This window comes from Micromonospora sp. R77 (assembly GCF_022747945.1).
Lineage (GTDB): Bacteria > Actinomycetota > Actinomycetes > Mycobacteriales > Micromonosporaceae > Micromonospora.
In genome coordinates this window covers 3763172-3775180 of the sequence record NZ_JALDST010000001.1, presented here as the reverse complement: position 1 = coordinate 3775180, position 12009 = coordinate 3763172, and the positions used below count along the sequence as shown (strand labels likewise).

The 12009-nt window shown below is 72.5% G+C and carries 13 protein-coding genes and 1 pseudogene; 8 read left to right on the top strand and 6 right to left on the bottom strand.

The window, feature by feature from the left end:
- Nucleotides 1-169: 169 nt before the first annotated feature.
- The 6 genes from ilvA to MRQ36_RS17730 form a co-directional block, all read right to left on the bottom strand.
- Nucleotides 170-1390, bottom strand: coding sequence for a threonine ammonia-lyase (gene ilvA, locus MRQ36_RS17755; protein WP_242796946.1), 1221 nt, complete (start codon nucleotides 1388-1390; stop codon nucleotides 170-172).
- Nucleotides 1387-2346 carry a DUF4328 domain-containing protein gene (locus MRQ36_RS17750; RefSeq protein ID WP_242796944.1) on the bottom strand — a complete coding sequence of 320 codons (960 nt, stop codon included), beginning with the start codon at nucleotides 2344-2346 and terminating at the stop codon, nucleotides 1387-1389. The genes ilvA and MRQ36_RS17750 overlap by 4 nt, the downstream gene beginning before the upstream one ends.
- A 41-nt stretch (nucleotides 2347-2387) precedes the next feature.
- Nucleotides 2388-3800, bottom strand: coding sequence for an amidase (locus MRQ36_RS17745; protein WP_242796942.1), 1413 nt, complete (start codon nucleotides 3798-3800; stop codon nucleotides 2388-2390).
- 17 nt (nucleotides 3801-3817) lie between these two features.
- Nucleotides 3818-4960, bottom strand: coding sequence for a cystathionine gamma-synthase (locus MRQ36_RS17740; RefSeq protein WP_242796940.1), 1143 nt, complete (start codon nucleotides 4958-4960; stop codon nucleotides 3818-3820).
- Between the two features lie 106 nt (nucleotides 4961-5066).
- Nucleotides 5067-5432 carry a hypothetical protein gene (locus MRQ36_RS17735; protein WP_242796938.1) on the bottom strand — a complete coding sequence of 122 codons (366 nt, stop codon included), beginning with the start codon at nucleotides 5430-5432 and terminating at the stop codon, nucleotides 5067-5069.
- A gap of 50 nt (nucleotides 5433-5482) precedes the next feature.
- On the bottom strand, nucleotides 5483-6112 hold the full coding sequence (locus MRQ36_RS17730) for a YncE family protein (protein ID WP_242796936.1): 630 nt from the start codon (nucleotides 6110-6112) through the stop codon (nucleotides 5483-5485).
- A 238-nt stretch (nucleotides 6113-6350) separates the two neighbouring features.
- Between MRQ36_RS17730 and MRQ36_RS17725 the strand changes: the two genes are divergently transcribed.
- From MRQ36_RS17725 to MRQ36_RS17695, 8 genes and pseudogenes are all read left to right on the top strand, one after another.
- A complete protein-coding gene (locus MRQ36_RS17725; RefSeq protein WP_242796934.1) occupies nucleotides 6351-6677 on the top strand; it encodes a hypothetical protein in 327 nt (108 codons plus the stop codon).
- 1 nt (nucleotide 6678) lies between these two features.
- Nucleotides 6679-7371, top strand: a complete 693-nt coding sequence (locus tag MRQ36_RS17720; protein WP_242796932.1) for a nucleotidyl transferase AbiEii/AbiGii toxin family protein — start codon at nucleotides 6679-6681, stop codon at nucleotides 7369-7371.
- 46 nt (nucleotides 7372-7417) lie between these two features.
- Nucleotides 7418-7831: an HIT family protein gene (locus MRQ36_RS17715; protein ID WP_242796931.1), complete on the top strand. Its 414-nt coding sequence runs from the start codon at nucleotides 7418-7420 to the stop codon at nucleotides 7829-7831.
- Nucleotides 7832-7917: 86 nt separating this feature from the next.
- Nucleotides 7918-8592, top strand: a complete 675-nt coding sequence (locus MRQ36_RS17710) for a hypothetical protein (RefSeq protein WP_242796930.1) — start codon at nucleotides 7918-7920, stop codon at nucleotides 8590-8592.
- Between the two features lie 87 nt (nucleotides 8593-8679).
- On the top strand, nucleotides 8680-9351 hold the full coding sequence (gene msrA, locus MRQ36_RS17705) for a peptide-methionine (S)-S-oxide reductase MsrA (RefSeq protein WP_242796929.1): 672 nt from the start codon (nucleotides 8680-8682) through the stop codon (nucleotides 9349-9351).
- A 161-nt stretch (nucleotides 9352-9512) separates the two neighbouring features.
- Nucleotides 9513-9860, top strand: coding sequence for a YciI family protein (locus MRQ36_RS17700; RefSeq protein WP_216932118.1), 348 nt, complete (start codon nucleotides 9513-9515; stop codon nucleotides 9858-9860).
- 49 nt (nucleotides 9861-9909) lie between these two features.
- Nucleotides 9910-9990 (top strand): annotated as a pseudogene (locus MRQ36_RS34465) (peptide-methionine (S)-S-oxide reductase); the annotation flags it as partial.
- Between the two features lie 233 nt (nucleotides 9991-10223).
- Nucleotides 10224-12008, top strand: a complete 1785-nt coding sequence (locus MRQ36_RS17695) for an N-acetylglutaminylglutamine amidotransferase (RefSeq protein ID WP_242796927.1) — start codon at nucleotides 10224-10226, stop codon at nucleotides 12006-12008.
- Nucleotide 12009 lies beyond the last annotated feature (1 nt).

Sequence of the window (12009 nt, the reverse complement as noted above, 5' to 3'; positions counted from 1 at the left end):
GCCCGACCCCGACCGGGGCTGACAGGCCGGTCGGACCCGACTGCTGCATCGTCCGCCCCGACCGTCCGCCGGTCGGGGCGGACCCGTCTTCCGTCCCCACCCGGCCACGCCACGACGTCCCGGCCGGGTTGGACGCCGGACCGGGCGTCGCGGGCAGCGCCCGGCCCGCTCAGCCCTCGCCGGCGAAGACCACCTGGTAGCCGCTGGCCCGCAGCGCGCTGATCAACGTGTCCGAGTGCTCCACGCCCCGGGTCTCCACCGACAGCGCCACCTCCACCTCGCCGAGGCGCAGGTGCGGGTTGGCCCGCTGGTGCTCCACGTCCACCACGTTGGCCCGGTGCTCGGCGATCTCGCTGAGCAGCGAGGCGAGCTGCCCCGGCCGGTCCGAGCAGCGCACCGTCACCCGCAGGTAGCGGCCGGCCGCCGCGAGACCGTGCTCGATCACCCGGAGCATCAGCAGCGGGTCGATGTTGCCGCCGGAGAGCACCGCCACCACCGGGGCCTCCACCTCGACCGCACCGGACAGCAGCGCGGCCACCCCGACCGCGCCGGCCGGCTCGACCACCTGCTTGCCCCGCTCCAGCAGCATCAGCAGCGCCCGGGAGATGTCCTCCTCGGCGACCGTGACGATCTCGTCGACCAGCTTGCGGACATGGCTGAAGGTCAGCTCGCCGGGGCGGCCCACCGCGATGCCGTCGGCGATCGTGGCGAAGGCGGGCAGCCGGACCGGCTCGCCGGCCCGCAGCGAGGGTGGGAAGGCGGCGGCGCTGGCCGCCTGCACCCCGATCACGCGTACGTCGGGGCGCAGCGCCTTGGCGGCCACCGCAATGCCGGAGATCAGGCCACCCCCGCCGACCCCGGTGACGATGGTCTTCACGTCGGGGCACTGTTCGAGGATCTCCAGCGCCACGGTGCCCTGGCCGGCGATGACGTCGGGGTGGTCGAACGGGTGGATCAGCACCGCCCCGGTCCGCTCGGCGAAGGTCTGCGCGGCGACGAGCGACTCGTCGACGGTGTTGCCGACCAGTTCGATCTGTGCGCCGTACCCCTTGGTGGCGGCGACCTTCGGCAGCGGCGCGTTCACCGGCATGAAGACGGTGGCGTGCGTGCCGACCAGGCCCGCGGCGAGCGCCACGCCCTGGGCGTGGTTGCCGGCGCTGGCCGCCACCACGCCCCGCGCCCGCTCCGCGTCGGAGAGCCGGGAGATCCGCACGTACGCGCCGCGCACCTTGTACGACCCGGCGCGCTGCAGGTTCTCGCACTTCAACCAGGTGGGGCCGCCGAGCGCCGCGCTCAACGGCCGGGAGGGCTCCAGCGGGGTGGTACGCGTGACGCCGGCGAGCAGTTCCCGCGCGGCCCGTACGTCGGCGAGACCGACCAGTTCCGTCATGCCCCGATCGTGCCACCCGACCCACCCGTGGTCGGCGGCGACGCCACCGTCGGAACGGCCTGTACCTGCGGCGACGGCGCGGTCACCGACTGCGGGGTGAGAGCCGGCTGCGGGGGAAGAGCCGGCTGCGGGGGAGGGGTCGGCTGCCCGACCGGCCAGCCCGGCCCGGACCAGCCCGGGGCGACCGGCCAGGCCGGGGCGGCGCGGTCGATCCGCTGCTGCTGGGCGGTGGAGATCCGCCGGACCAGCACGACGAACGACACGGCGGCGATCAGGCAGGCGAGCATCGGCACCAGGTGCCTGCCCAGCGCCCCCTGGTAGAAGGCGACATACTCCTGGAACTCGGCGTCGGTGCGGGGCGTATCGACCAGTCGCGCGTACTCGCGCTCGTCGATGCGGCTGACCAGCCGCTCCCCCAGGCTGAAGACCAGCCAGGCCAGCCACCAGCCGACCACCAGGGCCGGGGTCCGCCGCCGCCAGAGGCTGTCCCGGGCGATGTTGGCCATCACCCGCGCCGGTACGACGAGGTTGGCGAACGGCACCAGCCAGCCGGCGATGGCCCAACCGGCCCCGAGCGACGGCAACGCGCCGGGGAAGGCGTCGATGTTCTTCCGCGCCCGCCAGGTCCAGATGATGACCAGCACGGCGGCGGTCACGTAGGCCGCGCCGAAGATGAGCGCGAGCAGGACCTCGACCCCCACGGCGCCCAGCAGCAGGTCGGCACTGCGGTTGCGGGCCGCCCGTCCGGCCATCGCCGCGCCCGCCACCGGGACGAGCGCCACGATCAGATAGAGCACGGCGGCCACGCCGACGGCGACCGCGGCGGCGAGCCCGAGGCCACCGACCCGGTAGGTCGTCATGCCCGGGGTCACCGGTGGCTGCCCGAGCGGGGTGTGGCAGTTCGCGCACTCGTTGAGGCGCGGCGACGTCTCGTCGCCACAGGTCTGACAGCGCATTCGGTCCTCGTGTCCGCAGCAGGTGCGCACACGCTAGACGATCATGCGGCCGCCGGTGACCCCGTTCCGACGACCCGGGGGTAACCGGGGGCGTGCCGCTGCCAGGGGGCCTGCAGCTCGAACTGACCGGCGACGCCGAGCAGCAGCAGCTCCGAGCCGGGCGGGCCGACCAGCTGCACGGCGACGGGCAGCCCGTCGGGACGCCGGCCGACCGGCACCACGATCGCCGGCAGCCCGGCGATGTTCCACGGCGCGGCGTACGGGGCGTACCGGATGTTGGCCTTCATGTTCGCCGTCCAGGACCGGCCGGACCAGCCGGCGGCCTCGGGCGGCGGCCCGGCCAGCGCCGGGGTGAGCAGCAGGTCGACCGAGTGGTCGCCGAAGAAGTTCACCGACCGCTCGCGCCAGGCGGCCCGGTCGGCCTCGCGGACGTACCCCCGGCGTTGCGCCCACTCCCCCAGCGCGACGTGCCGGCGGCTGCGCCGCTGCAGGTCGCGTCGGGCCAGCCCGGCGGCCTGCACGTCGGCGGCGGCCGCGGCGAACCAGGTGGCGATGCCCTGCAGGCCCAGCCGGGTCGGATAGACCGGGTCGGCCGGGATCGTGTCGTGCCCGGCGGCGGCGAGCAGCCGGCCGGCGGCGGCGACCGCGTCCCGGTTCGGCGCGTCCGGCGAGACGCCGCGCACCGGCGAGCGGAGCGAGACGCCGACCCGCAGCCGGGGCGGCGGCTCCAGCCGGTCCGGGCGGCGGCCGGCGAGCACCGAGAAGCCCACCACCGCGTCCCCGACGGTGCCGGTCAGCACCCCGTGCTCGGTCAGACCGAACCAGTCCTCCGCGCCGAGCTGGCAGGGCACCACGCCCCGGCCGGGCTTGAGCCCGACCAGACCGCAGCAGGCGGCCGGGATGCGGATGGAGCCGAGGCCGTCGTTGCCGTGGGCCATCGGCACCAGGCCGGCGGCCACCGCGGCGGCCGCGCCGCCGGAGGACCCGCCGGGGGTACGCCGCGGGTCCCACGGGTTGCGGGTCACCCCGGTCTCGTCGTCGGTGAGCGCCCAGAGGCCGAGTTCCGGCATCCGGGTCACGCCGAGGATCACCGCCCCGGCGCCGCGCAGCCGCCGGACCACCTCGTGGTCGGCCTCCGCCACCGGCGTACGCACGGCGGCGGAGCCGTTCCAGGTGGGCAGCCCGGCGACGGCGGTGTTCTCCTTGACCGCGACCGGTACCCCGGCGAGGGGGAGGTTGGCCAGCTCCTCCTGCTCGTCGACCTTCTCCGCCTCGGTGATCGCCTCCCCGCCGCGTACCGCGCGGAACGCGGCGAGGTCGGCGTCGACCCGGGCGATGTGGTCCAGGTGGTCGGCCACGACCTGGGTGGCGGAGACGTCGCCCCGGCGTACGCCCCGGGCGATCTGTTTCGCGGTCGCCCCCACCCAGGTCGGCATGATGTCCTGCACGGCCACCCTCCCCAGCCCCGCGGTCAGCCCAGCGCCTGCTCCAGATCGGCGAGCAGGTCGTCGACCGTCTCGATGCCGACAGACAGTCGCACGAGATCGCCGGGAACTTCAAGCGGCGAGCCGGCAGCACTTGCGTGTGTCATCCGACCCGGGTGCTCGATCAGGGACTCCACCCCGCCCAACGACTCGGCGAGCACGAAGAGCCGGGCCCGGTTGCAGATCTCGACCGCGTGCTCCTCACCGCCGGCGGCACGGAACGAGATCATGCCGCCGAAGCGGCGCATCTGCTTGGCGGCCACCTCGTGCCCCGGGTGCGACGGCAGGCCCGGGTAGATGACCTGGGCCACCTTGGCGTGCCCGTCCAGGTAGGCGGCGATCCGCTCGGCGTTGTCGCAGTGCCGGTCCATCCGTACGCCGAGGGTCTTGATGCCGCGCAGGGTGAGCCAGGCGTCGAAGGGCCCGTTGACCGCGCCCATCGCGTTCTGGTGGTAGCGCAGCTCGTCGCCGAGCCCGGTGTCCGCGGCGATCAGCGCACCACCGACCACGTCGGAGTGCCCGCCGACGTACTTGGTGGTGGAGTGGACCACCACGTCGGCACCGTGCGCGATCGGCTGCTGGAGGTAGGGCGAGGCGAAGGTGTTGTCGACCACCAGCAGCGCACCGGCGTCGTGCGCCACGGCGGCCAGGGCGGCGATGTCGGCGATGCCGAGCAGCGGGTTCGTCGGCGTCTCCACCCAGACGATCTTCGTGCTGCCCGGCCGGATCGCGGCCCGCACGGCGTCCGCGTCGGAGACCTTGGCCGGGGTGTACGCCAGCCCCCACCGCTCGGCGACCTTGGCGAAGAGCCGGTACGTGCCGCCGTACGCGTCGTCCGGGATCACCACGTGGTCACCCGGCTTGCAGACGGTCCGCAGCAGGGTGTCCTCGGCGGCCAGGCCGCTGGCGAAGGCGAGGCCGACCGGACCGCCCTCCAGCGCGGCCAGGCACTCCTGGAGGGCGTCGCGGGTGGGGTTGCCGGAGCGGCTGTATTCGTAGCCCTGCCGGGGCGCGCCGACGGCGTCCTGGGCATAGGTGCTGGTCTGGTAGATCGGGGGGATCACCGCGCCGGTGCGGGACTCAGGGTCCTGGCCGGCGTGGATGGCGAGCGTCTCGAAGCCGTGACTCATTCCCGAGAGGCTAGTGCGCCGTCCCGCCCACTGGTATGGAAAGTGGCTTAGACCCTGTCGTGCCGGCCCCGTCCCGGCCGGAGCCGACCGGGACGGGCACCGGTGGTCAGACCGCCGGGACGGTCAGCACGTGCAGGGTGGCCGGGGTGGCCCCGGTCCAGTCCGAGGTGACCGCGTAGAGCCGGGCCGCGTTCGGCTGCCAGGCCAGCGCGCCGGGGACCAGGGTGCCGCCGAGTTCGTAGCGGGCCTGCTCGGTGCCGTCGGGGGCGAAGACGAAGACGTCCGGGTCGTACGAGGCGTCGGCGCCGGCGGCGATCCGGGTGCCGTCGCGCGACACCTCGACGGCGTTCGGGTAGGCGCCGGTGGCGTAGGTCGCCGAGGGGGTGGTGATGTCGGCGAACGGGAAGGCCTGCACCGCGTACGGGGCGCCGGCGGCGGTGTAGAGGGTGGTGCCCGCGGGGTCGAGGGCCACGTCGCGCAGGTTGCTGCCGACCGCGGAGAATTCGTTGGTCCGCAGCGTGGTCAGCGCCCCGCGGTGCCGATGCCGTACGCGTAGACCGAGGCGGGGCTCAGTCCGGGCTGCCCGGCCAGCAGCACCGACCGGTTCTGCCCGGCGGCGGCCAGCAGCGGCGCGTCATAGTAGTCCTGCGGGGCCAGACCGGTGGCGAGCACGGCGGGCTGCCGGCCGAGGTCGAGCCGACCGATGTTGCCGCCCCACGAGCCACAGCCGTACCCGAACCAGAGGTAACGGCCGGTCAGGGCCAGCGAGGACGGGCAGGCGGCGGCACCGGTGCTCCAACGGGCGAACTCGGTCAGCGTGCCGGTGTTGAACGCGGCGATCGCGTTGGCGGTCGGCAGCGCCACGTAGAGGGTCTGCCGGTCGGGGCTGAGCAGCAGGTCGGTGGGGCCGGGCAGGCCGCCGAGGGTGCCCACCAGGTCACCGTTGGCGGCGGTGACCACCACGTCGGTGGCCTGGCGCCCGCCGCTGACGAAGACCCGGTCACCGCTGGACACGACGTCGGCCGCGGCGGCCAGCGGCAGGGCGACGGCCCGCTGGCCGGTCGCGGCGGCGGCGCCGGTGGTCGGCGCGACCGCGAGCAGCCCGACGGTCAGGGTGGTGACGGCGAGCAGGGAGCGTCTGTTGATGCGCACGCATCGTCCTTTCGCGACGGCGACCGTCGCTCGAGGCGGCGGCCGCGGGGAGGGGCCGGGACCACCTCGACGGCGGCCACGACCACGCGCGCCCCGGGCACGACCGCGCACGGTCGACCGTTGACGCCACGACAGCACAGCCCCCGTGCGTGCTGATCCAGACACGTAAATGAGTACCACAGGCGATCCGTCCGCGGGGTGCCCACGATGCCGGCGGGTGCTGGGCCATACTGGTCCCGTGACCACGCCCGCCCTCCTGCCGTCCCGCCTGGCCGGGGCGGCCGAACGCATCCCGGAGTCCCTGGCGTCCCTGGCTGGTCCCGATGAGGGGCGAGTGACGTTACCGCTCCGGCTGGCCTGGTCGGGCCTGACAGAATTCGACGTGGCCGATCCTCGCCAGCGGCTGACGTTGTACCGGACGCTGATCGACTGCGGTCAACGCTATGACATCACCCGCTATGTCAACGCGGACCTCCTACGTCAGGACTGGCCACGTATTCGCAGACTGACCGCCCGCCGGCTGGTCGCGGTCTGGGAACGACGACTCCCCGAGCTGGCCGCCTGACGTGGATGTCCTGCACCAGCGCCTGTTACGTATCGGCTTCGACGCGGGTGACGACCTGGGACTGGTGCTGGCGGGCGGCTACGCGCTCTCCGCACACAATCTGGTGAACCGTCCGTCCCGGGACATCGATTTCGCGACCGCCACGGCGCTACCCCTTCCGGCGGTGACTTCGCGCCTCGTCGAGGCCTACATCCAGGCGGGCTTCACCGCGAAGGTCATCGAGGCGGGTGGCCGCATGGCCAGACTGCTGGTTACCGGAGAGGCCGTGGCATGCGAAGTGGACCTGCTGAAAGAGGCGATCGGGCCGCCGGCAACACTGAGCATCGGACCGGTGCTCGCGCTGGAGGATGCCATCGGACTCAAGGTGAGGGCTCTGCATGACCGAGCCGCGCACAGGGACTACATAGACATCCGGGCGGCCAACCAGCTCATGCACTGGAGCGAGTTGGAGCATCTCGGCGCTCGCCACACCGCCGGCTTCTCCCTGGAGGAACTCGCCGACCGACTGGGCGGAATGCACGAGCTCGATACGGAAACCTTCGCTTCGTACGGGTTGACCGATGCGGACACGCAGGATCTGGCTGGCTGGGCGTCCCGATGGGAAGCCGACATCAGAACCAGGCTGGCCAATGGAGAGGTCGGGCCGTCGGGCGTGACCGAGGACGACTGGGAGAGCTACCTCGACGAGCCGTGACGTCCGCGCGAAGGCACGCCGGAGGCACCGGTAATAGGCTGCCCGGATGAGCGGGTGCGTGTTCTGCGGGATCGTGGCGGGCGAGGTGCCGGCCTCCGTCGTCGTGGACGAGCCGGACGGGGTCGCGTTCCTGGACACCCGGCCGGTGTTCAAGGGGCACGTGCTGGTCGTGCCGCGCGCCCACCTGGTCACCCTGACCGACCTGCCGGCCGCCGCGCTGCCGGGCTACTTCGCGCTGGTCCAGCGGCTCGCGCTGGCGGTGGAGACCGGCCTGGGGGCCGGCGGGACGTTCGTGGCGGTGAACAACAAGGTGTCGCAGTCGGTCCCGCACCTGCACACCCACGTGGTGCCCCGGACCAAGGGCGACGGCCTGCGCGGCTTCTTCTGGCCGCGCACCCGCTACTCCGGTGACGACGAGGCCCGGGGGTACGCCGACCGGATCGCCGCCGCGTTGACGTGACGGCGGGTGGCCCGAAGGGACAGCGGGCCCGAGTCGCCCCGCAGTAGCATGACCCGCCCTGTTCGGACCCAGCCCCCAGGTGAGTCATGTCCTACCCGCAGTATCCGGCCGCCCCCGCCCATCCCCCGCCGCCCGGCCAGCAGCCGCCGACCTACCCCTCGGGGCACCCCGCACCGCAGCCGGGACCGCCGGCACCCGGCGCGTACGCCGGCCAGACCGGGTACGCCGGCCACCCGGCCCACCCCGGACAGGCCACCTACCCGACCCAGCACGTGTATCCGGGCCAGCACGTGTATCCGGGCCAGCAGGTCCACCCGGGCCAGGGGTATCCCGTCGGGCAGCCCGGTGCGCAGGCGGGCTTCGGGCCGCAGCTCCAGTGCCGGTTCTGCGGCAGCGTGCCGGCGGTGAAGACCACCTTCCGGGGTCACCAGGGCATGTTGGTGATCATGCGGTTCCTGAGCATGCCGGGGCCGTACTGCCGCGACTGCGGGTTGGCGACGTTCCGGGAGATGACCTCCAAGACCCTGGTCCAGGGCTGGTGGGGCTACATCTCGTTCCTGGTCACCCCGTTCACGGTGCTCTGGAACCTGATCGTCAGCGGCAAGGTGCGCAACCTGCCGGCGCCGACGCCGGTCCACCCGCACCAGCGCCCGATGGATCCGGGTCCGGGACTGCTCATGCGACCGATGACCATCATCGGCCTCGCCATCCCGTTCGCGCTGTTCATCCTGCTCATGATCGCCATCGTGGCCGACTCCTGACCGGGTCCGGTGATCCGCCGCAGGGCGGGTAAGGAAGTGGGGCCCGGCGGCGTTGCACGCGGGGAGAGGTACGAGAGGAGTCCCACCGTGTTCCTTCGCCGCATGAAGGCCGAGTTGCCCACCCCCGACCAGGCCCTGCCGGGCCGGCCGCTGCCGATGCCGGTCAGCGACCGGCACGAGGTGCTGCCCTCCTCGCTGAAGGGCCCCTTCCCCGAGGGCTCGCAGGTCGCCGTCTTCGGGATGGGCTGCTTCTGGGGCGCCGAGCGACTGTTCTGGACCCTCCCGGGCGTGCTCACCACGTCGGCGGGTTACGCGGGTGGCAGCACCCGGAACCCGACGTACGAGGAGGTCTGCTCCGGGATGACCGGGCACGCCGAGGTGGTCCAGGTGGTCTACGACCCCGCGAAGATCAGCTACGAGGACCTGCTCAAGGTCTTCTGGGAGAACCACGACCCGACGCAGGGCATGCGTCAGGGCAACGACGTGGGCACCCAGTACCGGTCGGCGATCTACACCACCACCGAGGAGCAGCTCGCCGCCGCGCAGGCGTCCCGGGACGCGTTCGCGCCGATCGTGGCACAGGCCGGCAAGGGTGAGATCACCACGGAGATCGCACCGCTCGGCGACTACTACTTCGCCGAGGACTACCACCAGCAGTACCTGGCGCCCACGAAAAATCCGGGTGGCTATTGCAACCACGGCCCCAACGGCATGACCTGCCCCGTCGGGGTGGCCCGCACGTCCAGCGCCGCTCACTGACAACCCATTGCGGTAACTGGCAAGGCCACTGGGTTCCGACCCGGTGGCCTTGTTCCGTGTTGGGGTCTGGAAATTTCCGGCCGGAGTGTCGTATCCGCCCGACACCGTTCGTAGCGAAGATGGAGGTGGACGACGGGTCCGCCCGGGACGAGGGAGCAGACATGGCCGAGTACCTCATCTACTTCAACCAGCAGTGGGTTGGTGACCACACCGAGGAGTGGTTTCGCGGGCGTGGGCCACTCGCCGCGGCGGTCGTGGACGAGATCAAGGCAGCCGGGGCTTACGTGTTCGCCGGGGGACTGGAGGAAGACGGCCCCGTCTTCAGTGCCGACGCCACGAGCGGCGCATTGATGTTCACCGACGGGCCCTACGTCGAAACCAAGGAGTGGCTGGGCGGGCTGACCGTGGTGGACGTGGCCGACGAGGAAACGGCCCGGATGTGGGCCGGCAAGATCGCGGAAGCATGCGGCTGGCCCCAGGAGGTCCGACGGTTCGGGGTGATGAGTTGACTGGGAGGTCGGCGGCCCCAGCTGCGAAGTACTACACCCTGCGCCAGGGTCCAAGAACCCGAACGGCTACTGCAACCACGGTCCCAACGGGCTGAGCTGCCCGGTGGGCGTGGCCCGTACCGCCGGTTGATCGGTCCGAGGTGCGTTTCCGGGCCTGCGGTGTTTGTCACAACGCAGGCCCGGGTCTTTTCGGGCACCGGAGCGGAGCCGGTCGAAACCGGTAACGGAGCGTTGCCGGAATCCGCCCGTCGGCAGCCCGCACGTCCGCCCTCGGAATGACGGCGTGCATCTTAGCAATCACGTAACGCCAGTGACATCATCTCAACGGGCGAACTGCGCCATCCTCTGGCACCATTCCCTGGCATGTGCGGACTGGCTGGGGAGTTCCGTCGTGACGGCTCACGCGCCGACGTGTCGGCGGTGGAGCGGATGGCGGCCACGATGAGTGACCGGGGACCGGACGACAGTGGCGTCTGGTCACAGGGCCCGACGGCGCTCGGGCACCGTCGACTGAAGATCATCGACCTGTCGGCGGCCAGCGGCCAACCGCTGGTCGACGCCGCCTCGGGCCTGACCGGCGTCTTCAACGGCTGCATCTACAACTACCGCGAGCTGCGCGCCGAGTTGCAGGCCAAGGGGCACCGCTTCTTCTCCTCGGGCGACAGCGAGGTCGTGGTCAAGGCGTACGCCGAGTGGGGGCTCGACTTCGTCGACCACCTGATCGGCATGTTCGCCGTGGCGATCAGCGAGCGGGACACCGGCCGCCTCGTGCTGGCCCGGGACCGGCTCGGCATCAAGCCGCTCTACGTCGCCGAGACCCCCGGCGTGGTCCGCTTCGCCTCCACCCTGCCGGCGCTGCTGGCCGGCGGCGGGATCGACACGAGCATCGACCCGGTGGCGCTCGCCCACTACCTGAGTTTCCACAGCATCGTGCCGCCGCCGCGGACCATCCTGCGCGGCGTCGCCAAGCTCCCCCCGGCCACCGTCCGGGTCTACGAGGCGGACGGCTCCACCCGCGAGCGGGTCTACTGGGACCCGGCCTTCAGCCGGGCCGCCGAGCGGGCCGACTGGTCCGAGCGGGACTGGCAGGACGCCCTGCTGGAGTCGCTGACCACGGCGGTGCGCCGCCGGATGGTCGCCGACGTGCCGGTCGGCGTGCTGCTCTCCGGCGGGCTGGACTCCAGCCTGGTGGTCGCGCTGCTCGCCGGGGAGGGGCAGTCGGGACTCTCCACCTTCTCCATCGGCTTCGACGCGGTCGGCGGCCGGGAGGGCGACGAGTTCGTCTACTCCGACCTGGTGGCGAAGACCTTCGGCACCGACCACCACCAGATCAGGGTGCCCACCGGCGACCTGCTGCCGCCGCTGGAGGCCGCAGTGGCTGCCATGAGCGAGCCGATGGTCAGCCACGACTGCGTGGCGTTCTGGCTGCTCAGCCAGGAGGTCGCCCGGCACGTCAAGGTGGTCCAGTCCGGCCAGGGCGCGGACGAGATCCTCGGCGGCTACCACTGGTACCCGCCGCTGGCCGGGGTGGACCGGGAGCAGGCGCTCGACACGTACGCGAAGGCGTTCTTCGACCGGGACGCGGCCGGGCTGGCGCGGGTGCTCGACCCGGCGTGGCTGGCCGACGGCGACCCGGCGCGGGAGTTCGTCGCCGCCCACCTGGGGCGGCCGGGAGCGCAGACCGCGGTCGACGCCGGCCTGCGGATCGACACCCAGGTGATGCTGACCGACGACCCGGTGAAGCGGGTCGACAACATGACCATGGCGCACGGGCTGGAGGCCCGGGTGCCGTTCCTCGACCACGAGTTCGTGGAGCTGGCGGCGAGCTGCCCGCCGGAGCTGAAGCTGGCCCAGGGCGGCAAGGGCGTGCTCAAGGAGATCGGCCGTCGGGTCCTCCCGCACGAGGTCATCGACCGGCCCAAGGGCTACTTCCCGGTGCCCGGCCTCACCCACCTGGAGGGCAAGCTCCTCGACCGGGTGCAGGACGCGCTCACCGCGCCCGAGGCCCGCCGACGTGGCCTGTTCCGCGCCGACTACGTCGACGCGCTGGTCGCCGACCCCAACGCCGAACTCACCCCGTTGAACGGAAACAAGCTGTGGCAACTGGGACTCCTGGAAATGTGGCTCCAGAGCCACGGAATCGCCTGAC